The following is a 21,943-nucleotide window of genomic DNA, read 5'->3' on the forward strand; positions in this document are numbered from 1 at the left end:
TCAAACCACCCCGGTGGGGGCGCCCCCAGACGGGCTGGACACCTGGTCCTTCTCAGAGACCAACCCCAGCTCGGCATCCCGCGCGAACTCCACCTCGCGCCGCAGCAGCCGGAACCACATGAACACCGCGAAGCCGACGAAGGCGAACCACTCCGCGGTGTAACCGAGGTTCTGGAACGCCTTCAGGTCAAGGCCGGTGTCCTGCGGCGCAGTCGCCGGCACGGCCTTCATCCCGGCGTCCCCCCGGTTCAGCGTGATCCACGCGTCGTACACGTCGTACGGCACGAGGTTCACCAGCGACGCCGCACTGATCGCCGCCGTCTGCCCGGCCGGCAGCCCGCTGCGCGCACTGACGCCGTTGTCGCCCGGCGTCTCCGAGGCCTGCAACGCCCCGGTCACCGTGACCTTCCCGCGCGGCGGGGCCGGTGCCTGCGCCGGGTCGGGGGCGCCGGGCAGCCAGCCGCGGACGACGGGCAGGGCCTTGCCGGAGTCGGTGCGCAGCAGCGTGAGGACGTAGTAGCCGTTCCGCCCGTCCAGTTCGCGGTCGGGCACGAGCAGTTGCCGCCCGTACTCGCCGGTCGCGGTGACCTGCTTGCCGGACGTCGCCTTGTTCACCGGCAGCAGCTCGGCCAGCGGCCGGGCCGCCTCCTTCTTGGACTCGGCGGCCTGCTGGGTCGCGTTCCGGTCCTCCTGCACGCGGTCCTCGAACCGGCCCAGCTGCCACGACCCCATGAAGATGCAGAAGGGGATGGCGAGCAGCACGAAGACGTTGATCCCCCACCAACGGGGCGTCAGCAGAAACCGGTACACGCCTCCCACGGTACGGGGCGTCCGCCGCCGCCCGGCCGCGGGGTCAGTACCGCTCGACCAGGTGCTCCCGGCCCGCCGGCGGCTCGTACGGCTCCGGCCAGAAGTCGGTGACCGTGGATATCCGGCCGTCCTCGCCCGCCGTGAAGAACGAGATGCCGTACATCTCCTCCAGCCCGACCGTGAAGTGGATCCAGCTGACGACCTGGCCCGGCTCGGCGACGATCCGCTCGACCCGCAGATGCCAGTCGCCCGGATACTCCCGGTTGAACCGCACATACGGCTCCCGGCCGGTAATTCGCTCCCGCGTCTGCGGCAGCGTGTAGACGACATCCTCGGCCAGCGTGTCAGTGAACGCGGGCCAGTCCCGGCCCTCGGCTGCGGCCCAGAACCGCTCGACTGTGTTGCGCAGATCGGTCATGCCCAGCAGTGTGCACCCCGCCACTGACAATCGGCCCTGACGTGCGGAGCCGAGGAGTTTTCCACAGGCTGAGAGGCTCAGCAGCGGATTTTCACCCTGGCCGTGCAGTATGGGGTCCATGACTGAGAGCAACGGATCCGTCTCGCCGGATCAACAGGGACAGAGCGGCCAGATGCCGGACTGGGAGAAGCGCTTCCGGGCGCCGAGGGTGTCGCTGCCCGACTGGGCGGAGGACGCACCGGACCGCTCCCTGTTCGTCTCGAACGCGACGGGTACGTACGAGCTGTACGCCTGGGACCGGGCGACAGGCGAGCAGCGCCAGGTGACGCACCGGCCGAACGGCACGACGGACGGCGTGCTCTCCCCGGACGGCGCGTGCATCTGGTGGTTCGACGACAAGGACGGCGACGAGTTCGGGGTGTGGCGCCGCCAGCCGTTCGCGGGCGGCGAGGACGAGCTCGCGGCGCCGGGCCTGGACCCGTCGTACCCGGCGGGCCTGGCCCTGGGCCGGGACGGGCGTACGGCGGTGGTGGGCCGCTCCACGGACGAGGAGGGGACGACCATCCACCTCGCGCGCGAGGGCGAGGCGCCGGTGGAGATCTACCGTCACCGGGAGTCGGCGGGCGTCGGCGACCTCTCGCACGACGGTTCGCTGATCGCCGTGGAGCACACCGAGCACGGGGACGCGATGCACTCGGCGCTGCGCGTGCTGCGCGCCGACGGCACGGCGGTCGCCGAGCTGGACGACACCAAGGGCGGCACGCGGGAGCTGGGCCTGGAGGTGCTGGGCTTCGCCCCGGTCGACGGCGACACGCGGCTGCTGGTCGGGCACCAGCGGCGCGGGCGCTGGGAGCCGCTGGTGTGGGACGTGGCCTCGCGGGAGGAGAGGGACCTGGCGCTGGACCTGCCGGGCGATGTGAGCGCCGAGTGGTATCCGGACGGCTCGGGCCTGCTGATCGCGCACAGCATCGAGGCCCGCAGCGAGCTGTTCCGGTACGACCTGGCCTCCCGTGAGCTGGAGAAGGTCTCCACGCCGCCGGGCACGGTGTCCGGGGCGACGGCTCGCCCCGACGGCAGCGTGGAGTACCTGTGGTCGTCGGCCGCCGAGCCGTCGGCGGTCCGCTCGACGAGGGGCGGGATCGTCCTGGAACCTCCCGGGATGAAGTCGCCGGGCTCGGTCCCGGCGGAGGACGTGTGGGTGCAGGGGCCGGGCGGCCGCATCCACGCCCTGGTCCAGAAGCCGGCGGGCGCGGCGGGCCCGTTGCCCACGGTCTTCGACATCCACGGCGGCCCGACGTGGCACGACAGCGATTCCTTCGCGGCGGGCCCGGCGGCCTGGGTGGACCACGGGTACGCGGTGGTGCGCGTCAACTACCGCGGCTCCACGGGCTACGGCCGTGCCTGGACCGACGCGCTGAAGCACCGGGTCGGCCTGATCGAGCTGGAGGACATCGCGGCGGTGCGGGAGTGGGCGATCACCTCGGGCCTGGCGGACCCCGAGCGCCTGATCCTGACCGGCGGTTCCTGGGGCGGCTACCTCACCCTCCTCGGCCTCGGCACCCAGCCGGACGCGTGGACGCTGGGCATCGCGGCGGTCCCCGTCGCCGACTACGTCACGGCGTACCACGACGAGATGGAGGCGCTGAAGGCCATGGACCGCACGCTGCTGGGCGGCACGCCGGAAGAGGTGCCGGAACGCTTCGAGGCCTCCTCACCCCTCACCTACGTCGACGAGGTCAAGGCCCCCGTCCACATCTCCGCCGGCGTCAACGACCCGCGCTGCCCCATCCGCCAGATCGAGAACTACGTCAAACGCCTGGAGGCCCGCGGCGCCACCCACGAGGTCTACCGCTACGACGCGGGCCACGGCTCTTTGGTGGTCGACGAGCGCATCAAACAGGTCAAACTGGAACTGGACTTCGCGGCAAGGCACCTTCCCTGAGAGACGGGACAGTCGCCGTCCGACAAGGCCCACCCCCGCCCGACCGACACCGCCCCCTTGGCCGGCCGAGCCGGGCGACGTCTGCTTCCTGGCCGACCGTAAACGGGTGGTGGGTGGGCAAAGGCCGGGGTCCGGGGCGGAGCCCCGGCGGGGTCCAGGGGGCGGAGCCCGCTGGCGGGGTCGTAGGGGCAGCCCCTACACCTCAGCCCGCGGCCGGGCTCGCCGCCTTCCCAGCAGATCGGCCAGCCCACGTCGCGTCGCCGCCAGCACCACCCGGTCCTCACGCCGCAGCACATAGGAATCCGGCAGATCCCACACCAGCCCGGACGGCTCCGCCGGCTCCTCGGAAGGAGGATCCGCCGCCAGATCATCCCGCCGCTCACCCGGCGACGCGGTGTCCAGCGCCAGCACCCGCCACGCCCCGGCCCGAAACGCCTCCCCGATCGTCCGGCCCTCCAGCTGCGGATGCCCCGCCACCTCCACGGCCGCGAACAGCAACACCCGCCGCTCCACCGGAATCGCGCCCAGAATCTGCCGCCCCATCATCGCCCCGGCGAACGCGGGCGCCGCCAGATGGGACACACTGCGACTCCGGGTCAGCGCCCCGGGATACGCGGCCCGCAGGGTCCGGTACACGGCGGCCGCGAAGTCGTCGTCGTACAGCCGCAGCACCACGCGCAGGCCGGCGCGCCCGGAGCGGGCGACCAGCGCGGCCTCCAGGTTGGTGGTGTCCGAGCTGGTGAGCGCCAGCAGAGCATGCGCACGGCGGATCTTGGCGGAGTCCAGCGTGCCGTCCTGCGTGGCGTCCCCGAGCACCACCGGCACCCGCAGCCGCCGCGCCGTGGCCATCCCGCGCGCCTCCGGATCGGACTCGACGCACACCACGGGGATGTTCAGCTCGTGCAGCCGGATCAGCACCCGCGTGCCGATCTTGCCGAGCCCCAGCAGCACGACATGACGGCTGAGCCCGCGTGGCGGCTTCCGCAGCGCCGACGTGGTGCGGAACGTCCCCAGCGCCTCCAGCACCGCCGCCAGCAGCACCGGCAGCAGCAGCAACCCCATCAGCGACGTCAGCAGTTGCAGGATCTGCTGCCCGACGGACGCGTCCAGCGCGGGATCGTTGATGGCGAAGAGGTTCAGCAGCGTGACGTAGGTGGAGTGCAGGGGAGGGTCGTCGCTCACGACCGACAGGGCGACGGCCAGCGCCGCCACGCACGCCACCACTCCCGCCAGCGACCACCGCAGCCTCCGGGAGAACAGCGAAGCGAAGGGCACGGCGGCCCGCCCGGCCGGGGACGGGCCCGAGTACGCCACCTGTTCCAGCACCACCGTCCCGCGTCCGGTCGCCGCAGCCACCGCCTCCGCGTCCGGCAGCAGCTGCGGCCCCTGGTCGCCGCTGTCCTCCGAACCGTCCGTGCCGGCCGGGTCGTTGCTCGTCTCGGACAGCAGCGCCAGCGTGGCGAGACCGGGGTCGGCCACCTGCCCGGGCCGCGGCGGCTGCCGCTCCACCGCCCGCAGCAGCAGCCCGTCGGTCTGGACGACCTTGCTGGTGCCGGCGACCGCGGTGGCTGCCAGCGCGGGCGCGACCGTGTCGGCGTCGGACAGCACGGTCGTCGAGGGGTCGAAGCCCACGGCCGGGGCCACTCCGGTGGCCAACGCGGCGGCCTGGTCGAGGAGTTCCTCGATGTGCTGGCCCAGATTCCGGTTGTACAGCCGCAGCACGAGCCGCAGCCGGGGGTTGAGCCGGCGGGCGGTGAGGGCGGCGCGGATGTTGGTCTCGTCGTCGTCGTACACGAGCGCCAGCGCGGCGGCCCGGTCCACGCCCGCCTCCGCGAGCACGTCCTCGGCCGGTTCGGCCGCCTCCAGCACCCGTTCGTCTCCGGCACGTTCGCCGTTGTCACCGGACCGGTTCACGGCCGCGCTGACCCGGTCGAGCAGCGCCGCCGAGGCCGCGCGCGCCCGCCCGACGACCGGCCGCCGCACCTCTCCTCCGCCGGCGGACGGCACGACGAGCGTGACCTGTTCGCCGTACACGACACGGAGTTCCGCCGCCAGCCGGTGGGCGAGACCGTCGTCGCCGCACACCACCATGTGCGCGTCCGGATCACCCGCCAGACCTTGACGTACCGGACCTTGTGAACTCTGATTCGGAACGCTCCCCACGAGGGGACAGACTGCCTCACCGAGACGAGTGGTTCCAGACGCCAACCATTCACAGCTGAACGGCCGAGCCTTTTCAGCCGTACCGGAGGGGAGGGAAACCAGGACCCCGCCCTGCCGCACCACCGGAGGTACCCCGCCCGTGGCCATCACGAAAGACGCCCCGCCGGGCACCGCCGGGGGCACGGACGCACGGCGAGAGAGCGGGAAGGGCGGAAAGGGCGGCGACGGCGGCGAGGGCCGGCACCTCAACTCCCCGCTGCTGCTGACCCTGCTGCTGCTCACGGCGGTGATGCTGCAGGGCCCGGTCCGCCAGGCGCTGGCCGCGCCGGTGATGCAGAGCTGGATGACGGTGTTCGTCGCGGTGATCGTGCAGGCCATGCCCTTCCTGGTGCTGGGCGTGCTGCTGTCGGCGGCGATCGCGGTGTTCGTACCGCCGTCCTTCTTCGCCCGCGCGCTGCCGAGGCGGCCCGCCCTCGCCGTCCCGGTCGCGGGCGCGGCGGGCGCGGTCCTGCCCGGCTGCGAGTGCGCGTCCGTGCCGGTGGCCGGGGCGCTGGTGCGCCGGGGCGTCACCCCGGCCGCGGCACTCGCGTTCCTGCTGTCCGCGCCCGCGATCAACCCGATTGTGCTGACCGCGACCGCCGTCGCTTTCCCCAACGACCCGGAGATGGTGGTCGCCCGGTTCGTCGCGAGCCTGCTGGTGGCGTGCGCGATGGGGTGGCTGTGGCAGCGGCTCGGCCGCACGGACTGGCTGCGGCTGCCCGCCCGGTCGTCGTACGAGGGGCAGAGCAAGGGGGCCGCGTTCTGGGGGTCGGTCCGGCACGACGTGATGCACGCCGGCGGTTTCCTGGTCGTGGGCGCGATGGCCGCGGCGACCCTCAAGGCCGTCGTCCCGGAGAGCTGGCTGCGCGCGACCGCCGACAGCCCGGTGCTGTCGGTGCTGGCGCTCGCCGTGCTCGCCGTCCTGCTGTCGATCTGCTCGGAGGCGGACGCGTTCGTGGCGGCGTCCCTGTCCCAGTTCTCGCTGACCGCTCGTCTCACCTTCCTGGTCGTGGGCCCGATGATCGATCTCAAGCTGTTCGCGATGCAGGCCGGCACCTTCGGCCGCGGCTTCGCGCTGCGCTTCGCCCCGGCGACGTTCGCGCTGGCGGTCGTCGTGTCCGTGCTGACGGGGGCGGTGCTGCTGTGAATCGGCACGCCCAGGCCGCCCTGCTGTTCCTGCTCGGCGCGACCCTGCTGCACGCGGGCACGACCGACCTCTACCTGCGGTACGTCAAGGCGGGACTGCGCCCGCTGCTCCTGCTGTCCGGCGCGGTGCTGATCGCGGCGGCGGTGGCGACGGTGTGGTACGAACGCCGCAGCGCGCGCACCGCCGGTCACCATCACGAACCGCGCGTCTCCTGGCTGCTGGCCCTGCCGGTCCTGGCCCTCATCCTGGTCGCGCCGCCCGCCCTCGGCTCCTACAGCGCGATGCACGCAGGTACGGCCCTGCAGAAGCCGTTCGGCTTCCCGGAACTGTCCGCCGAGGGCCCGCTCCGCCTCGGCGTGGCCGACTACGCGGGCCGCGCCGTGTACGACGACGGCCGCTCCCTGCGCGGCCGCCAGATCAAGGTCACCGGCTTCGTCGCCCTGGACCGCGCGGGCGAGCCCTACCTGGTCCGCATGGCCCTCAACTGCTGTGCCGCCGACGCCCAGCCGGTCAAGATCGCCCTGACCGGACGCATCCCACCGGTCCTGCAACCCGACACCTGGCTGGAGCTCTCCGGCACCTACACCCCCAAGCGCACCCGCGACCCCGTCAACAACGCCCCGATCCCGTACTTCCGGGTCACCGACGCCAAGCCGGTGCCGACGCCGCGCGATCCGTACGACGAGACCTGGAACAGCTGACACCGCTTCAGGCGGCCGTCGGGCCCGGCTGTACATGCTCCTTGTCCGATAACTACATGGCCCCTAACGGGGGATGCTCCATCCCTCGATGCGGGTCATGCCGGGACGCGGGCGTGCCAACGGCGAGCGTGGCGCGTTGGCAGCAACATGAATGGCGAGAACGAGGACCGGAAGTCGTTGGTACGGGCGAGCAGACGGCCGACGCGGCGGGCCGCGCTGATGCCGGCCGTGCCCAGATGAGGGTGAGGGCGCGTCAGCGGGGGCGGCCCGTGCTCTGGACGCGGTGGCGCGCCGCGGTGTGCGCCCCGCACGTCGGGCAGCGCCCCCGTGCGTCGGCCTGTGCGGCGAGCGTACGCAGCGCCTGCTGGAGGGCGAGCTCCACGGCGGCGGGCACGAACAGCGTGCCGGCGCCGTCGGGCGGGACGAGCCAGCGCAGGGTGCCGGCGGCCCGGTGCGGTGGGGGCACGGTGATCCGGGCGCCATGGCCCAGGTAGCGGATGTCGGAGCCGATCCAGCGGCCCGCGGGGTCCGGCGGCAGGAAGAAGCCGACGCGGCGGACGGCGGCGTCCGCGAGTACGGGGCCGGGTGCCTGCGGGATGCACAGCAGGGTGTCGAGGGCCAGGACGCCCAGCTCCTCCGGGACGCTCAGCACGTCCCAGAACCGGCCGCAGGTCAGCACCGCCGTGCCGGAGCCGCCGTACCACTGCCGTTTGCAGACCCGGGGATCGGTCGCGGCGGCGGCCAGCCATTCCACGGCGGGTCTGGTGCTTGCTCGCATGGAGGTACCTCCGGGATCCGATGCTGCACGGGCGACGCACTTCTCCCTCGATGCCAGGACATTCGGACCCAGCGTGCTCATGCTGGTAGATATTTCTACTTCGCGGAAGGGGTGGCGAACCGTGGCGAATGACCCCGCGGCCAGGCTGCGGCAGCTCTGGCGGACGACGACGCACGGCACGAGGACGGCCCTGCGCTGGCGCCCGTTCCGGCCCGACCCGTTGGCGTCCCTCGTCCGCACGGCCCGCCACCTCGACTACGGCGGGTCCCACGCGTACGACGCGGAACGCGACGCCCGCACCGCCGGCCGGTGAACGGCGGGCGGCGCGGGCGGTGCCGGTGATGTCACCGCCTGCACGTGGTCGCCCAGGACGTCGCGGCCGACGCGCGCATGGTGTACGTGGACCGGGACCCGATCGTCCGCGCCCACGCCGCACGACTGCTCGACGGCGCCCCCCGAGGGCCGTACGGCGTTCGTGGAGGCGGATGTCCACGACTCCGGCTCGGTCCTCGCCGCGCCGGAGGTCACCGCCACGCTCGATCTGAGCCGCCCGGTGGCCCTCAGCCTCAACGCCGTCCTGCACTTCTTTCCCGACGACCAGGGTCCGTACGGCATCGTCGCGCATCTGCTGAGCGCCCTGGCGCCCGGTTCCCACCTGGTGTTGTCCCACGTCACGGCGGACATCGACGCCGAGGGCATCGCCCGTGCGGTGCAGGTGTACGAGGCTTCCGGCATCCTGGCGCAGGCCCGCCCCAGGGCGGAGGTGGAGCGCTTCCTCGACGGCCTGGAGATCGTCCCGCCCGGCCTGGCGGTGCCGCACCGCTGGGACGCCGACGGGTTGGCCGAGGCCAGCAGGATCACTGCGGACGTGTCGGACGCCGAGGTGTCCTGCTACGTCGCGATGGCCCGCAAGCCGTGAGCCCGTCGGATCTCACCGGAGGTCCGCCCGCCTGATCTGTCGTCCTACCGGTCCCCGGGCGTGACCAGCCCCGACTCGTAGGCGAAGATCACGGCTTGCGCGCGGTCGCGCAGGCCCAGCTTCGCCAGGACGCGGCCGATGTGCGTCTTCACCGTCTGTTCGGCCAGCACCAGGTGGTCCGCGATGTCGAGGCAGACGTTGTCCGCGATGTCGAGGCAGACGTTGGTGGCGATGCGGTAGATCCACGACCGTAGTGACGACCGTTCCTCGAACCGGTCGAGGCCGCGCCACGCCCGGACCATGGTCTCCTGCAGGGCGTCTTCCGCGTCGAAGACCGAACCCGGCATTCGGTAGCAGTAGCCGATCAACTCGGTCCGGTGCCCCTCCAGCCGGAGAGCCGCCGATTCGTCACCGAGACCGACAATGCCGACTCCCAGACCATTCATCCCCCCTGGTGCGCACACCTGCGCAGTATGCTCCTGCGCAGGACGGGCGAGTTCCCGGTCCTGCGGGTGCGCCCGGATCATGATGTCAGCGAACGCGAAGACGCTGCCGGACACGGTGAGTTGCCCGACGCTGCGCGGCAGTTCATGGGTCCCGGCCGCTCCGGGAGGGTGTCCATGGCGGCCACCTCACATACCGATGATCAGGCGGTTGGTCCGACTGGGCGGACCGGGCTGTTCCGGAACGGCCGCGGACACCGCGGAGGCGCCGCCCTCGTACTCCCATGCCTCGTCCGGGCCCATTGGCTCGTCGGTCGCGCAGACGCCGTACCGGGCCTCGTCCGCGGCGATGAGCGCGCTCGCGGTCAGTGGCGGGCCGTCGTAGTCGGACGCGGCAGCCATCAGCTGGGCCGCCGACTCCGCCCCGGTCTCGGGCGGGATGACCAGGAGATCCCAGCGGCCGGTGCCGTAGGAGAGCAGCAGCAGCTTGTGCGGGTCGATTTCCGGGGTGAACCAGCCGACCTTGACGATGTGGCCGTTCACGGGAACCTTCCGGGGGATGACCGGCCAGTGCTTCGGGTTGACGGCGATGCGGGTGATGCGGCCCCACAAGGGGTCCAACAGGTCGGTCAGTGCCGGCAGTTCGCTCAGCAGATCCCGGGAGCGGGGCCACCAGGCGCCGTCCAGGAGTCCGCGGGACGTGCCGTCGGTCTTCAATGCGAGACGCGCGGCCGGGGCTGCGACGGACTCGTGGTGCGGCGGGGCTGTGTGCAAGGTCGCCGACATGATGCGGACCCGTCTCCGAGCCGCCTCTGCGGCGGCCCGGGTTTCATCGTTCGCCGAGAACGACCCGGCGTGAAAGCCGGTGTGCGAAATACCCTCGGTACTGTCCACACTACTCCGCGCTCCGCCGCAGCGCGGACCTGAGGCCGCCTAGAGGTGGAGCAGCCGCTGGGTGATCTCCCGGTACTGCCTCAGCGCGTGCCGGAGTTCGTCGGACTGTGTCTCGGGGTCCCGGTCCTGCCACCCGGCGCGCAGGACCCGCCGCCGTTCTGCGAGGGCGCTCACGAGCTGGGCGATGGCTTCGTCGTAGGCGCTCTCGGCCTCTTCCAGCGCCTCGCGCGGGGTGTCGGCGAAGGCGTTGAGGGCGTGCCGGAGGCACAGGACGATCTTGTCCCGTTCGGCCGACGGGAGCAGCGGCTCCGGGCCCGGGGTACGGCGTTCGGCGGGGCCCCGGGCTTGGCCCGCGGGCTGCTGGGCGCGTGACTGGTCGTACATCATCGAGTGCCGCTTCCGTTGCGCCTGAAGGCGTCCTTGGTCTTCTCGACGGCCTGTTTCAGGCTTCCGGAGACCCGGTCGATCCTGCCCCGGCGCTGCAGTCGCCTGTCGCGAGTGACCCGGCCGAGGTCTTTCGTGATCCTGCCCTTCATCGTCATTGCCCTGTTCCTGATGGACCGTTCAACGGTCATGGTCGGCTTCGCTGGTGTCCGGTAGGTGGGTTCCCGCGGGGCCTGGGCGAGGCGGGAAGGAGGAATGCTTCGCCCCGTGTTCCGGAGCGGCATAGCCCTACGCCGTGCCGCCAGTCAACGTCCGGCGACGGGCCGTGTCAACGCGGTGGCCAATCGATCCGGCCCGCCTCGTTCCGGAGCGTGCGGGAGTACGGTGGAGGAAACGAGGACCGTTCGTATGCCGGTGTCCGAACCGGCCCCGTCCTCGCGACTCCCATCACAGGGGCAGCCCGTGACCCCGGCCGCGCCACCCGCACCGAGGCCGAGGAGCTCCGTATGTCGCTCAGTTCCACCACGCCGACCCCACCCGGGCCCGGCACGGCGTCGACCGCGGCCAGATCGACCCGTCGGCCGCCGTCATCCGCCTCCTCGAATGCCTCGGCTGGGTGTACGAGGCGCGCTGGCCGACGCGGGCCCGCGTCGCCGCCCGTCGTGTCTGACGTCAACCACTCAACCGCGTACGGCAGTTGGCAGGAGACTTCATGACCACCGCACTGCAGCCCCCGCTTCCCTCCCACCCCGCCCTCCGCCTGCGCCTGGCGCCCCGCGGCGGTCTGCCCCGGCCCGTCCACGGCGCGTGGTGGCCTCGTTCGTACGACCTGATCGCGGAACTCCCGCGACTGCTCGCCGGGTTGCCGGGTGCGTGGGGCCACATCAGCAGCGTTACCGTCAACGGGGCGAAGTGGTCCGCGACGCCCGGCCGGATGCTCGTCTTCAACCAGGTCGTACGTCTGCGCAGGACCCTGGCGGCATCCGCCCCGCACACCGTCGTCCTGCTCGCTCCCGGCCGGGGCCGCTGGGACCTGCTGGTCGTGCCGCCGGATACGACCGAGGAGGCCGCGGAACCGCTCATGGCGGCCGCGGCAGGTGGTCACGTCTGATCCGGCCTCCCCAACGGACTGCCCGGCGAACATCAGGGCACTGACGGCCAGGGCGGCGTGGACCGTCACATCCCCACCGCCCGTCGGCCGGGCCGGCCGGTGGTGGCCTCGTACGACGAGGAAGTGCCGTCGGCCTGTTCCGCCGTCATGAGGGCGGTCGCGGTCAGCCGCGGGCCGGTGCTCGCGCTCGCGGCAGCCATCAGCCAGGCGGCCGAGGGCGCACTGGTCTCCGGGGGTATCACCAGGAGGTCCCAGCGGCCCGCTGTGTAGGACAGCAGCAGGATCTTGTGCGGATCCTGCTCCGACGTGAACCAACCGACCTTCACCACATGGCCGTTGACCGAGATCTTGCGCGGGATGATCGGCCAGTAGCGCGAGTTGACGGCGATACGGGTGATCCGTCCCCACAGCGGATCCAGTACGTCCGCCAGAGCGGCGAGCTCGTGTGTCAGGTCACGTGAACGAGGCCACCAGGCGCCGTCCAACTCGACGTGCCCTGCTGAGGGACTCACGGGTTTCAGTGCGAGGCGCGCGGTCGGGGCCCTGAAGGGTACGGCCCGTAGCGGGGGATGGTCGGTGGTCGCGGACATCGCGCGAACCCGTCTCCGGACCTCTGCGCGTGGGCAGTTGGCCGGTGGTCGTCGCTCACCGGGAACGACACCGGCATCGGGACCGGTGTGCGAAATGCTCCCGATGAGTTCACGCTACTCCGTGAAGAGGCCGAACGGACCGTTCCTGGACGTCGGCTCACTGCCGTCGACGGTCGTCCTCCGAGGAGCGGCTGGTCTCCAGCCAGGACCGTGCCGGTTCTGCCGGGCGGGTGGTGTCCACGGTGAGCTGGAGGCGGGTTCCTCCCTCGGTGTCCGCGGGATAGCTGCGCTGCTCGGTGGCGGCGAAGCAGTGGCGGAGAACCTCCGCGATGCGGCGGGCGACCTCGGGGGATGCGGCGACGACGCGAACCTCGGCGTGGCCGTCCGGGGGTGTTTCCGTGGGCGGCATGGCGACCTCGTTGTTGGGCACAGCTCAGCGGACCGGATCTTTCACTCTACTCCGGCATGCCCCGGAGCCCCCGGTGTGACCGGCGAGCTTTCCGGCCGCCGTGGGCCGCGGAGTAACTGCTGCTACCGGCCATGCCGACGCCGAAGGAGCCAGGACCGGAGGACCTGAAGCCATACCTGAAGGGTTGGAGTCCGTACGGACCCGTAGCAAACGGTTTCGGTTGGGGAGCCCGCTGACAGGCTCTTGGCCGACGATGTTCGGGCACAACGAAGTCAGGCGGCGTTGGGGCGTGGGGAGCCCTTGAAGACCTGGCTGGTGTGCCAGGTGCGGTGGGTCGCTGCGACGGGCCGGATGCCGGGCTGGGGGCCGATGAGGGGGCGGCCGGCGAGTGCGGTGACGTGGTCGCGGGCGGCGGGGCTGCGGCCGACGAAGTGCTGGGAGACCAGGACGCGGTGGCTGTCGCCTATGCCGAGGACGCCTTTGTCGAAGAGCTTGTGGTGCAGGGAGCACAGGCACAGACCGTTGTCGACGTCGTCCGGGCCGTCGTAGGCCCACCAGCGCACGTGTGCGGCCTCCAGCGCTACGGGCGCGGTGCCGATCATGCCGTCGTAGCCGCAGAAGGCGCATTGGTACTCGTAGGCGGTCAGGACCAACTCCCGCATACGGCGGTCGCGCTGGCGTCGCTCGGGGGCGGTGACGGCGTCGGTCTCCGCCAGCTCCGGTTCCAGGCCGACTGCATCGCATAGGTCCGGGTGGAGTGAGGGTGGGAAATGCAGGTCCAGCAGGACCCTTGCCATGCGGCCCACGAGGGAGGGCTCGCGGCGCAGTGCCGCGCGCAGGTCGGGGGCCAGGCGCCCGGTGGCGCCGCTGGCCCGCAGTTCCGTGACGGCGGTGCCGGGGCTGCCGGGGCCGCGGTCGGTGCGTACCTCCCACACCTCGTCGTTGGCCAGGTGGTGGAAGGGGTAGGCGGGGGTGGTCCCGCGCGCGGGGCCGTACTCCGCCAGCAGTTGCTTCAGATCGGCTTCCACCGCGCTGTAGCGCAACTCGCCCTCGGCGTCGGCCTGGAAACGGCCCAGCGCGTACAGCAGCAGTAACGGCTTGTGCGGTGCCCGTACCCCATCCCGGCTCCATTGCCTCAGACTCGCGGCGCGCTCCAGCCAATCCATGACCCATGATCGTAGCGACGCGTTGCCGCAGGCAGGGGTGCAGGCCTGCAGGTGCAGGTGCCCATGCCGTGGCGCTGCTGCGGGGAGCGCCCGTCAGATGCCAGGAGCCGCTCGTCCGCGCGAGTCCAGGACGAGCAGCGCGACATGCAAGCCTGTGCGTTGCAGGCCCGATTCCAGGTCGCATCCCAGGAGCCGTTCGATGGTGTGGAGACGCTGGTAGAAGGCCTGGCGGGACATTCCGGCCTGTTTCGCCGCGACCGACTTGTTCCCGGCCGCTGTCACATAGGCGCGCAGCGCGGCGAGCAGGTCGCCGCCATTGCGGTCGTCGTGCTCGATGAGGCGCGTCAGCCGGCGTTCCGCGTACCGCTGGAGGCGGGTGTCGTCACTCAGTACGCCCAGCAGTTCCGGCAGCCCGATGTCGGAGGGAACGTAGAACCGCCGGTCCGGGGATCCCGGCACGATGGCGTCGGCGGTCTCCTCGGCCTCCTGCCATGACCGGGCGATCCCGGAGAGGTCGGTCACGCCGGGGCCGACCGCGACGACGGAGTCCGGGCCGAGCTCCTCGTGTGCGAGACGGCCGATCCGCTCGGCGACCGGCTGCCAGGCGCTGGCCCGCGCCAGCGCGAGGAGGACACCGATCCGGCCCGGTGCCGTCTCACCGACGAGTGCGCGTACCCCGGTCCGCTCCAGTTCCTTCGCGATCCGTTCGTCGAGATGCTCATCCTCGCCGCCGATCCTGGTATGGCGGATCAGTACGGCGAACAGCCGGTGCCCGAAGGAAGGCAGCCCCAGCGCCTCGGCGCGGGCTCGGGCGTCCGCGGGAGAACGGAAGCGCCGTTCGCACAGATCCCGCAGCACGGAGCGGTGGGCCCGTCGCTCCCACCAGGCCGGTCCGGCCAAGCGGGCCATGGTCAGAGCGACCACCGCACGCTCGAGCACCAGGACGGCTTCCGGATCGGCATCCGGGCTCTGCCGGCTGTCCAGCAGGATCAGCCGTCCCCACAGCCCTTGGTGGTCCTCCACCGGGGCTATCAGCCAGCCCTCCGGGCCGCTCGGCGCGACCTTCTCGAGGGTCGGTGCAGCTCGGGAACGCCGCGACCAGGCCGACACCACCGGCTCGTACGGCCGACCGAGCAGTTCACACATCATGACCCGGTGGGCCAGGTCCTCGAGCACCACGGGGGCTCCGGTGAGCTCCGCGGCGGTGTGCACCACTTCCTCGGGAGTCGCGCCGCGCAGCGTCAGGGCGGTGAAGATGTCCTGGATGTCCCTGCCGCGGCGCAGCAGTTCGCCCTGGGCGTCGAGGATGAGGGCGTGCACCGTCTGGGTGACGTCGATGAACCGGACGCCGCGGGCGAGCTCGACCAGCGGCACATCGCGTGCGCGGCAGGCCGCGACCAGTTGCTCGGGCACCTTCTGGTAGCGGTAGCCGAGTTCCACGATCAGGCCGGCCGCTCCGACGTCGGCGAGTTGGTCGACGTAGTCACGCAGCTTCGAGGTGTCCTCGGGATACGGCATGCCGGTCGTCAGTACCAGCTCGCCCCCCTCGAGGAAGTTCGCCGGATTGAGCAGTTCGGTGACATGCACCCACCGCACCGCACGGTCCAGCCGTGACTCACCGGCCAGCACCCGTGGCATCCCTTCGACGAGCACGGGGAGGCGCAGGACGTCCCTGATGGTGATGAAGCGCCTCATCGAGAGGTGTTTCGGGAGCGTATGTGGTGCTTGTCTCCGTGACATCGAGGGTCACCATCGCACCGGGTCGTCTCCGTGGCAAGGGGGCGCTGTTAATTCTCGGAGACGGTCCGTCCGCTTCGACAGACTGTCCCGAGGAGGCCCCGTGGTGGAACAGAGTGTGTGTTGACCTGCGATGTCGGCCGAGGCGAGAGTGAACGTCATCCCAGCAGGGCCCGGATCTCACCGGCCGCACGAGTGCCGGCCGCACGATTTCCCCCAGCCGCCCTCGGCAGAAGGAGCGCCCATGAGCACCCCGAAGCGCGTCGCCGTGATCGGTGTCGGCAGCATGGGCAGCCAGGCCATGTGGCGACTGGCCGCCCGCGGCGCCGAGGTCATCGGTTACGACCGGTACGCGCCAGGTCACGACCGTGGCGCGGCAGGGGGCGAGACCCGCATCTTCCGCGCCGTCCACCTCGGTGAGCCCGCGTACATTCCGCTGCTGCGGCTCGCGGATCACCTGTGGGACGGGCTCCAGCAGGAAACGGGCCGTTCGCTGCGACGCCGCAGCGGCTGCCTGGTGATGGGGGAATCCGCCTCACCCTCCATGCGTCTCCTCCTCTCCTCCAGCGCCACCCATCAGCTGGATCACGAGGTGCTGGACCGGGCGGACCTGGCCAGCCGCTACCCGCAGCACCGTCTCCCGGAGGGACACACCGCCGTACTCGACCGGATGGGCTGCATCATCAGGCCCGAGGCGTCGGTCCAGGCCGCTGCCGGGCGCGCCGAAGAGCTGGGCGCCCGTGTGCACCGGTACACCCCGGTCCGGGAGGTCGTGCCCGCGGCGGGCGGCGGCGTGGACATCGTCACCGACCACGGCACCGACCATGTGGACGCCGCGGTGGTGACCGCGGGCCCCTGGATCAACACACTGCTCCCCGACCTTCCGCGGACGGTCGACATCCGCCGGCTGATCAGCTCGTGGCACGTCCCCACCCGCCACGACTGGTTCGCGGGCGGCGCCCCCGCCTTCGTCCGCAGCACACCCCACGACTGCTACGGACTGCCGTCGCCCGACGGCATCTCCGTCAAGCTCGGCCTCTCCCCCGCACGCCATCTGCCGGTTCCCGACCCCGAACAGCTCGACCGTACGGTCCGCCCGGCGGAACTCGACGCCTTCCGCCAGCTCATCCGTGAACTGATGCCCGATCTGAACCCCGACCCCATAAGGCTGTCGGTCTACATGGAGGGCTACACCGAGTCCGGAAACCCGCTCGTCGGTCAACTTCCAGGCGAGGACGACATCGTCGTCATGGCCGGATTCTCCGGCAGCGGCTTCAAGCTCTCGCCCGCCATGGGCGAGATCGCCGCCGACCTTGCGCTGGGCGGCACCACGGATCACCCCATCGGCTTCTTCGCACCGGCCGGACTCGGCGCGGCCTGAGACTCGCGGTTCCCGATACGTTCCCCAGCCCGCCCGTCCAGGGACACCGCCGCCCACGGACGCCCCGCCCACGGACACCCGTCCCCCCAAGAGACATGTCCCAGGACACCCATGTCCCCGGACCCGCACATCCCTGCACCTCGGATTCCCCGTATCCACACCGATCTCCAGGAGGCCCCGCCATGGAAGGCAGCCGGATAGGACGCAGGACCATACTCCGCACCGCGGGTGCTCTGGCCGCCGCCACGTCAGTGGCCGGCTGCGGCACCCTCATCGGTACAGGCGAAAGCCGCGGCTCGTCGGGCGGCAAGAAGTCGCTGGTCGTCAGCAACAGCGGTGGCTCCTACCACGAAGCCCTCGCGAAGGCGATCTACGAACCGTTCACCAAGGAGACCGGGATCGCGATCAGCACGGTCAACTACCAGTCCGCGCAGCTCATGGCGCAGATCAAACAGGGCCGGCCGCAGTTCGACCTGATCGACAACTCCATGCTGGTCTTCCCGAAGATGGTCCGCGCGAACACCCTGCAGATCCTGGACTACGACCGGCTGAAGCATGCCAAGGGTGCGGGCATCCCCGGTCATCTCCTCACCGAACACGCCATCGGCAAGAACGTGTGGGCGAGCCTGATGGCCTACCGCACCGACAGTCTGCAGCGAGAGCCGAAGAGTTGGGCGGACTTCTGGAACACGCAGTCCTTCAGCGGCCCGCGTTCCCTGCAGAGCCTGGACGCCGACATTCCCGAGCTGGAATTCGCCCTGCTCGCCGACGGCGTGGCACTCGACGACCTGTACCCCATCGACGTGGACAGGGCCTTCGCCTCGCTGTCCCGGGTGCGCGGCGACATCAAGAAGTTCTGGAACACCGGCGCTCTGCCGGCCGTGATGCTCGGCCGCAAGGAGGTCGTCATGACCAGTCTGTGGACCGGCCGTGCCGATGACCTGATCCGGCAGGGCCAACCGATCGCCTATGAGTGGAACGGCGCCCGCCGGCACACCAACGGGTGGGCCATCCCCAAGGGTACGGACAAGATCGATGCGGCGTACCAGCTGATCGACTTCTCCCTCCGCCCCGAAGTCCAGGCCGCGTTCTCCAGGATCTTCCCGCACGGTCCCGTCGTTCCGGCCGCCGTGAAGGCCCTCCCGGACGACGTCCGGGCCAGGCTGCCCACCTCGCCCGAGCATCTGAAGACCGGGTTCGACCTCGATGTCGAGTGGTGGGACAAGAACCAGGACTCCGTCGCCAAGCGCTGGCAGGAGTGGGCGCATGAGTGAGCACACAGGACTTCTCACCCCCGCCGCGTCCGCCGGGACGCCGCAGACCCGGCGGACCGGGCAGTCCCTGTCCGTCGCCGCGCTGCGCAAGGCCTACCGCGGCACGACCGTCGTCGACGGCATCGACATGGACATCGCGGCGGGCGAGTTCGTCACCTTCCTCGGCCCCTCGGGCTCCGGCAAGACCACCACCTTGATGATGCTGGCCGGCTTCACCGAGCCCGACTCCGGCACCGTCACGGTGGACGGCCGTGACGTGACCCGGCTCAACCCGGCCAAACGCGACTTCGGTTTCGTCTTCCAGCAGTACCTGCTCTTCCCCCACATGACCGTCGGCGAGAACGTCGCCTTCCCGCTCCAGCTGCGAGGCCTGCCCAAGGCCGAGATACGGCGCCGGGTCGGCGAAACCCTGGAGGCGACCGGGCTCTCCGGCTTCGCCCGCCGCCGCCCCCGCGAACTGTCCGGCGGGCAGCAGCAGCGCGTCGCCCTGTGCCGGGTCCTCGTCTACCGGCCGCCGGTCGTCCTGATGGACGAACCGCTCGGCGCGCTCGACAAGAAGCTCCGCGACCAGATGCAGACCGAGATCAAGTCCATCCAGCGTGAGCTGGGCCTGACCGTCGTATACGTCACCCACGACCAGGAAGAGGCCCTGGTCCTGTCCGACCGCATCGCTGTCATGCAGGACGGCCGTATCGAGCAGTTCGACACCCCCCGCGGGCTCTTCGAGCAACCCCGCACCCCGTTCGTCGCGGACTTCCTCGGGGCCGCCAACTTCCTCACCGGAAAGGTCGAGGCGCCCGGTGACGACGGGTGCGCCGACATCCGGCTCGACACCGGCGGCCTGCTGACGGCCCGCCACCGACCGTGCGTCCCCGGACAGCCGGTCCGCGTCGCCGTCCGGCCCGGCAAGTTCCGGCTGGGCCCCTCCGACGAGAGCTGTTGCACCGGCACCGTCGAGACGGTCGTCTACGTCGGCACCCTGGTCCGGGTCACCGTACGGCCGGACGGAGCGGCCCCCGGCACGCCACCGCTGCGCGTGGAAACGACCTCGACCGACCCCCCGCGCACCGGGGAGCGGGTCTTTCTGACCGCGAACCGCGACGACGTCAGTGTCTTCACGGACACGGAAGGGGGATGACCATGGCCGGCACCACTCTCGCCCCGGCCCCGGCCCGCCGCACGCCGGCTTCCCTGCGCGGGCAACGGGTACGCGTCGCACTGCTCAACGCCGTCCCGGTGACCGTCTTCCTGCTCGTCCTCTTCGTCTATCCGATCATCGGCATCCTCTCGCTCAGCCTGGAAGACGACACGGGCGGATTCACGCTGCACTGGTACGCCGACGCGCTGAGCGGCGTCAACCTGTCGGTGCTGCTCACCACGCTGCGGATCTCCGCGGAGACGGCCCTCGCCAGCCTGGTGGTGGGCTTCGTACTCGCCCATGCCATCGCCCGGATGCGGCCGGTGTTCGCCACACTGGCCATGCTGATCGTGGTGGTACCGCACTTCATCAGCGCACTGGTCCGCACCTACGGATGGATCATCCTGCTCGGCGAACACGGCATGGTGAACACCCTGATGACCGCCGTGCACGCGCCCGGTGCGCCGTACTCGCTGCTCTACAACGAGACCGGTGTCATCATCGGCACCACCTCGGTGATGCTCCCGTACACGGTGCTGGTCCTGCAGAGCGCGATGCGGGGCGTCGACCGCAGGCTCCTGGCGGCCGCCGCCTCCTTCGGCGCCGGACGGTTCACCATCTTCCGCCGGGTGTACTTTCCGCTCGTCGCGGGCGGGGTCGCCACCGCGGGGCTGCTCAGCTTCATCCTCTGCCTCGGCTACTACATCACCCCCGCCCTGATGGGCGGTGAGCACCAGACGGTCGTCGCGGCCCTCATCGACCAGCAGGTGATGAAGCAGAACCAGTGGAACTCGGCCGCCGCGTTCGGCGTCATCCTGCTGCTGCTCACCTTCGCCGGCCTCGGACTCGTCGGGCTGTTCAAGCTGCGCCGCGGCCGGGCCACCGGAGGGGGGAGCACCTCATGATGGAACTGCCCGCCACCCGGGCCGGGCGCATCGCCCGCTCGGTCAGCGCCACCCTCGTCCTGCTCTTCCTGGCCCTGCCCATCATCGTCATCGTGGTCACGTCCTTCGGTGCCGACGGGCTCGGCGACTTCCCGCCGCAGCAGCTCAGCACCCGCTGGTACGAGGAGATCGGGGCGCCCGGCAGCAACTGGCCGACCGCGATCGGACTGAGCTGCCTGGTCGCGGCCCTCACCACGGCTTTCTCCCTCGTGCTCGGAGTGACCGCCGCGCTGGCGCTGGCCCGCGGCCGGCTGCCGCTGCGCTCCGCGGTGTACGGGCTGGTGCTCGCCCCGCTGCTCATCCCCCAGGTGGTGATCGCGCTCGGCCTGTTCCTGCTCTTCGAGCCCCTCGGGATGCTCGGCACCCCGCTCGCGATCGCCCTGGGCCACACGGTCCTGGCCGCGCCCGTCGCCGTACTCATCCTGATGGCGACGTTGCGCGGTATCGACGAACGGCTCGAGGACGCGGCGGCCAGCATGGGGGCCGGGAGGGTGACCATCGCCCGGCGGATCACCCTCCCGCTGGCCATGCCCGGCCTCATCGCCGCCACCGTGTTCTCCTTCATCACCAGTTTCGACGAGTTCTTCATCGCCCAGTTCCTGTCGACGGCCGACACCCGGACGCTGCCGATCGTGGTCTTCAACGCCCTGCAGTTCGACGTGGACCCGACGGTCACAGCGATCAGCTCCGTCCTCATCGGCCTCTCGGTGCTGGCGCTGGCCCTGGTCGCGGCAGCACGGCGGCTCGGCGGCACCCGGGATGCCCAGGGCGCGCTGACCGTCGAGACCGTCAGCACCTGACCGGGCGGACCGGACCCCTCCCGCCCTGTCGCCCACCACCTCACCACCCCCAACGGAAACGGAGACTCCCATGCGAGAGATCGTCACCTTCGACGCCTACGGCACACTGGTCGACTTCCGCCTCAATGCCCCCACCGAAGAGCTGCTGCGGGACCGCATCGCGGAAGTCGGCGTAGACACGCAGGAGTTCCTCAGCACCTTCAACGTCATGCGCTTCCAGGCGGTGCTGGAGGACTACCGGCCCTACGACGAGGTGCTGCGCTCCAGCATGGAGAAGGCCATGCGCAGGCACGGGCTGCGCTACCAGGACTCCGACGGTGACGCCATCGTCGCCCAGATCCCCACGTTCGGACCGTTCCCCGAAGTGCCCGACGCGCTGCGACGGCTGAAGTCCCGCTACGAGATCGCCATCATCTCCAACACCCAGGACCACCTGATCAAGAAGAACATCGAGCTGATCGGTGTCGAGTTTGACCACGTCATCACCGCCGAGCAGGCCCGCGCGTACAAGCCGGACCGCCAGACCTTCGAGTACGCGTACAAGACGATGGACATCGACCCGGCGCAGGTCGTCCACGTCGCCCAGGGCTGGGAGTACGACATCATCCCGGCAGGCGACCTGGGCCTGAAGCGTGTCGTGTGGATCAACCGCAACGGCCTTCCGGGCTCCCCCGCCTACCAGTACGACGAGCTCAGCGACATGACCGAGCTGCCCGAGCTGCTGGGCTGCTGACGCCGCGGCCGGGCACCCCCTC

The 21,943-nt window shown here is 71.0% G+C and carries 22 protein-coding genes and 4 pseudogenes; 14 read left to right on the top strand and 12 right to left on the bottom strand.

Annotation, left to right across the window (positions count from 1 at the left end; all coding sequences use genetic code 11):
* Together H8R17_RS28135 and H8R17_RS28140 are read right to left on the bottom strand one after the other, a co-directional pair.
* Complete coding sequence (locus tag H8R17_RS28135; protein ID WP_187826027.1) at positions 1-810, bottom strand: SURF1 family protein; 810 nt, start codon at positions 808-810, stop codon at positions 1-3.
* A gap of 43 nt (positions 811-853) precedes the next feature.
* On the bottom strand, positions 854-1,228 hold the full coding sequence (locus H8R17_RS28140; protein ID WP_187826028.1) for a nuclear transport factor 2 family protein: 375 nt from the start codon (positions 1,226-1,228) through the stop codon (positions 854-856).
* Between the two features lie 118 nt (positions 1,229-1,346).
* Between H8R17_RS28140 and H8R17_RS28145 the strand changes: the two genes are divergently transcribed.
* Positions 1,347-3,170: a prolyl oligopeptidase family serine peptidase gene (locus H8R17_RS28145; RefSeq protein ID WP_187826029.1), complete on the top strand. Its 1,824-nt coding sequence runs from the start codon at positions 1,347-1,349 to the stop codon at positions 3,168-3,170.
* A gap of 195 nt (positions 3,171-3,365) precedes the next feature.
* On the opposite strand, the gene H8R17_RS28150 is transcribed toward H8R17_RS28145, so the two are convergent.
* On the bottom strand, positions 3,366-5,261 hold the full coding sequence (locus H8R17_RS28150) for an NAD(P)-binding protein (protein ID WP_187826030.1): 1,896 nt from the start codon (positions 5,259-5,261) through the stop codon (positions 3,366-3,368).
* Positions 5,262-5,472: 211 nt separating this feature from the next.
* On the opposite strand from H8R17_RS28150, the gene H8R17_RS28155 reads away from it, so the two are divergent.
* Positions 5,473-6,519, top strand: coding sequence for a permease (locus H8R17_RS28155; RefSeq protein ID WP_187826031.1), 1,047 nt, complete (start codon positions 5,473-5,475; stop codon positions 6,517-6,519).
* Complete coding sequence (locus H8R17_RS28160; RefSeq protein WP_187826032.1) at positions 6,516-7,220, top strand: TIGR03943 family putative permease subunit; 705 nt, start codon at positions 6,516-6,518, stop codon at positions 7,218-7,220. The genes H8R17_RS28155 and H8R17_RS28160 overlap by 4 nt, the downstream gene beginning before the upstream one ends.
* Before the next feature lie 253 nt (positions 7,221-7,473).
* On the opposite strand, the gene H8R17_RS28165 is transcribed toward H8R17_RS28160, so the two are convergent.
* Positions 7,474-7,998, bottom strand: a complete 525-nt coding sequence (locus H8R17_RS28165) for a hypothetical protein (RefSeq protein ID WP_187826033.1) — start codon at positions 7,996-7,998, stop codon at positions 7,474-7,476.
* Positions 7,999-8,119: 121 nt separating this feature from the next.
* On the opposite strand from H8R17_RS28165, the gene H8R17_RS28170 reads away from it, so the two are divergent.
* The 3 genes and pseudogenes from H8R17_RS28170 to H8R17_RS28175 form a co-directional block, all read left to right on the top strand.
* Positions 8,120-8,311, top strand: coding sequence for a hypothetical protein (locus H8R17_RS28170; RefSeq protein ID WP_187826034.1), 192 nt, complete (start codon positions 8,120-8,122; stop codon positions 8,309-8,311).
* A 44-nt stretch (positions 8,312-8,355) separates the two neighbouring features.
* Positions 8,356-8,436: pseudogene (locus tag H8R17_RS49430) on the top strand (hypothetical protein); the annotation flags it as partial.
* Between the two features lie 25 nt (positions 8,437-8,461).
* Positions 8,462-8,917: pseudogene (locus H8R17_RS28175) on the top strand (SAM-dependent methyltransferase); the annotation flags it as partial.
* Between the two features lie 44 nt (positions 8,918-8,961).
* Here H8R17_RS28175 and H8R17_RS47475 read toward each other — a convergent pair.
* From H8R17_RS47475 to H8R17_RS28190, 4 genes and pseudogenes are all read right to left on the bottom strand, one after another.
* Positions 8,962-9,150 carry a helix-turn-helix transcriptional regulator gene (locus tag H8R17_RS47475; protein WP_316959552.1) on the bottom strand — a complete coding sequence of 63 codons (189 nt, stop codon included), beginning with the start codon at positions 9,148-9,150 and terminating at the stop codon, positions 8,962-8,964.
* Positions 9,124-9,363: pseudogene (locus H8R17_RS47480) on the bottom strand (sigma factor); the annotation flags it as partial. The gene H8R17_RS47475 and the pseudogene H8R17_RS47480, both read right to left, overlap by 27 nt.
* A 186-nt stretch (positions 9,364-9,549) precedes the next feature.
* A complete protein-coding gene (locus H8R17_RS28185; RefSeq protein WP_187826036.1) occupies positions 9,550-10,254 on the bottom strand; it encodes a DUF5994 family protein in 705 nt (234 codons plus the stop codon).
* Between the two features lie 39 nt (positions 10,255-10,293).
* Complete coding sequence (locus tag H8R17_RS28190; protein WP_187826037.1) at positions 10,294-10,641, bottom strand: hypothetical protein; 348 nt, start codon at positions 10,639-10,641, stop codon at positions 10,294-10,296.
* 517 nt (positions 10,642-11,158) lie between these two features.
* On the opposite strand from H8R17_RS28190, the pseudogene H8R17_RS47485 reads away from it, so the two are divergent.
* Positions 11,159-11,308, top strand: a pseudogene (locus H8R17_RS47485) (acyl-CoA desaturase); the annotation flags it as partial.
* A 42-nt stretch (positions 11,309-11,350) separates the two neighbouring features.
* Positions 11,351-11,749, top strand: coding sequence for a DUF5994 family protein (locus H8R17_RS28195; protein ID WP_187826038.1), 399 nt, complete (start codon positions 11,351-11,353; stop codon positions 11,747-11,749).
* Positions 11,750-11,814: 65 nt separating this feature from the next.
* On the opposite strand, the gene H8R17_RS28200 is transcribed toward H8R17_RS28195, so the two are convergent.
* From H8R17_RS28200 to H8R17_RS28215, 4 genes are all read right to left on the bottom strand, one after another.
* A complete protein-coding gene (locus H8R17_RS28200) occupies positions 11,815-12,339 on the bottom strand; it encodes a DUF5994 family protein (RefSeq protein ID WP_223125549.1) in 525 nt (174 codons plus the stop codon).
* Between the two features lie 157 nt (positions 12,340-12,496).
* Positions 12,497-12,748: a hypothetical protein gene (locus H8R17_RS28205; RefSeq protein ID WP_187826040.1), complete on the bottom strand. Its 252-nt coding sequence runs from the start codon at positions 12,746-12,748 to the stop codon at positions 12,497-12,499.
* A 272-nt stretch (positions 12,749-13,020) separates the two neighbouring features.
* Positions 13,021-13,914, bottom strand: a complete 894-nt coding sequence (locus tag H8R17_RS28210) for a phosphorothioated DNA-binding restriction endonuclease (protein WP_187826041.1) — start codon at positions 13,912-13,914, stop codon at positions 13,021-13,023.
* A 93-nt stretch (positions 13,915-14,007) separates the two neighbouring features.
* A complete protein-coding gene (locus tag H8R17_RS28215; protein WP_187826042.1) occupies positions 14,008-15,609 on the bottom strand; it encodes a PucR family transcriptional regulator ligand-binding domain-containing protein in 1,602 nt (533 codons plus the stop codon).
* Positions 15,610-15,895: 286 nt separating this feature from the next.
* Here H8R17_RS28215 and solA point away from each other — a divergent pair, with 286 nt between their 5' ends.
* The 6 genes from solA (at position 15,896) to H8R17_RS28245 (ending at position 21,921) form a co-directional block, all read left to right on the top strand.
* Positions 15,896-17,032 carry an N-methyl-L-tryptophan oxidase gene (solA, locus tag H8R17_RS28220; protein ID WP_187826043.1) on the top strand — a complete coding sequence of 379 codons (1,137 nt, stop codon included), beginning with the start codon at positions 15,896-15,898 and terminating at the stop codon, positions 17,030-17,032.
* 182 nt (positions 17,033-17,214) lie between these two features.
* The gene (locus H8R17_RS28225) at positions 17,215-18,306 is read left to right on the top strand and encodes an ABC transporter substrate-binding protein (RefSeq protein ID WP_187826044.1); all 1,092 of its coding nucleotides are present in this window, start codon (positions 17,215-17,217) and stop codon (positions 18,304-18,306) included.
* Positions 18,299-19,444, top strand: a complete 1,146-nt coding sequence (locus tag H8R17_RS28230) for an ABC transporter ATP-binding protein (protein WP_187826045.1) — start codon at positions 18,299-18,301, stop codon at positions 19,442-19,444. Before H8R17_RS28225 ends, H8R17_RS28230 begins: the two co-directional genes overlap by 8 nt.
* A gap of 2 nt (positions 19,445-19,446) precedes the next feature.
* The gene (locus tag H8R17_RS28235) at positions 19,447-20,349 is read left to right on the top strand and encodes an ABC transporter permease (RefSeq protein WP_187826046.1); all 903 of its coding nucleotides are present in this window, start codon (positions 19,447-19,449) and stop codon (positions 20,347-20,349) included.
* Positions 20,346-21,188 carry an ABC transporter permease gene (locus tag H8R17_RS28240; RefSeq protein ID WP_187826047.1) on the top strand — a complete coding sequence of 281 codons (843 nt, stop codon included), beginning with the start codon at positions 20,346-20,348 and terminating at the stop codon, positions 21,186-21,188. The genes H8R17_RS28235 and H8R17_RS28240 overlap by 4 nt, the downstream gene beginning before the upstream one ends.
* A 70-nt stretch (positions 21,189-21,258) precedes the next feature.
* Positions 21,259-21,921 carry a haloacid dehalogenase type II gene (locus H8R17_RS28245; protein ID WP_187826048.1) on the top strand — a complete coding sequence of 221 codons (663 nt, stop codon included), beginning with the start codon at positions 21,259-21,261 and terminating at the stop codon, positions 21,919-21,921.
* Positions 21,922-21,943 lie beyond the last annotated feature (22 nt).

The sequence above is a fragment of the Streptomyces sp. TRM68367 genome, from assembly GCF_014495685.1.
Lineage (GTDB): Bacteria > Actinomycetota > Actinomycetes > Streptomycetales > Streptomycetaceae > Streptomyces.

Coding starts and splice junctions, on each gene's coding strand:
- H8R17_RS28140 (WP_187826028.1), bottom strand. CDS start 1,228: ATGACCGATCTGCGCAACACAGTCGAGCGGTTCTGGGCCGCAGCCGAG.
- H8R17_RS28145 (WP_187826029.1), top strand. CDS start 1,347: ATGACTGAGAGCAACGGATCCGTCTCGCCGGATCAACAGGGACAGAGC.
- H8R17_RS28150 (WP_187826030.1), bottom strand. CDS start 5,261: ATGGTGGTGTGCGGCGACGACGGTCTCGCCCACCGGCTGGCGGCGGAA.
- H8R17_RS28165 (WP_187826033.1), bottom strand. CDS start 7,998: ATGCGAGCAAGCACCAGACCCGCCGTGGAATGGCTGGCCGCCGCCGCG.
- H8R17_RS28190 (WP_187826037.1), bottom strand. CDS start 10,641: ATGATGTACGACCAGTCACGCGCCCAGCAGCCCGCGGGCCAAGCCCGG.
- H8R17_RS28195 (WP_187826038.1), top strand. CDS start 11,351: ATGACCACCGCACTGCAGCCCCCGCTTCCCTCCCACCCCGCCCTCCGC.
- H8R17_RS28200 (WP_223125549.1), bottom strand. CDS start 12,339: ATGTCCGCGACCACCGACCATCCCCCGCTACGGGCCGTACCCTTCAGG.
- H8R17_RS28205 (WP_187826040.1), bottom strand. CDS start 12,748: ATGCCGCCCACGGAAACACCCCCGGACGGCCACGCCGAGGTTCGCGTC.
- H8R17_RS28210 (WP_187826041.1), bottom strand. CDS start 13,914: ATGGATTGGCTGGAGCGCGCCGCGAGTCTGAGGCAATGGAGCCGGGAT.
- H8R17_RS28215 (WP_187826042.1), bottom strand. CDS start 15,609: ATGAGGCGCTTCATCACCATCAGGGACGTCCTGCGCCTCCCCGTGCTC.
- solA (WP_187826043.1), top strand. CDS start 15,896: ATGAGCACCCCGAAGCGCGTCGCCGTGATCGGTGTCGGCAGCATGGGC.
- H8R17_RS28225 (WP_187826044.1), top strand. CDS start 17,215: ATGGAAGGCAGCCGGATAGGACGCAGGACCATACTCCGCACCGCGGGT.
- H8R17_RS28230 (WP_187826045.1), top strand. CDS start 18,299: ATGAGTGAGCACACAGGACTTCTCACCCCCGCCGCGTCCGCCGGGACG.
- H8R17_RS28235 (WP_187826046.1), top strand. CDS start 19,447: ATGGCCGGCACCACTCTCGCCCCGGCCCCGGCCCGCCGCACGCCGGCT.
- H8R17_RS28240 (WP_187826047.1), top strand. CDS start 20,346: ATGATGGAACTGCCCGCCACCCGGGCCGGGCGCATCGCCCGCTCGGTC.
- H8R17_RS28245 (WP_187826048.1), top strand. CDS start 21,259: ATGCGAGAGATCGTCACCTTCGACGCCTACGGCACACTGGTCGACTTC.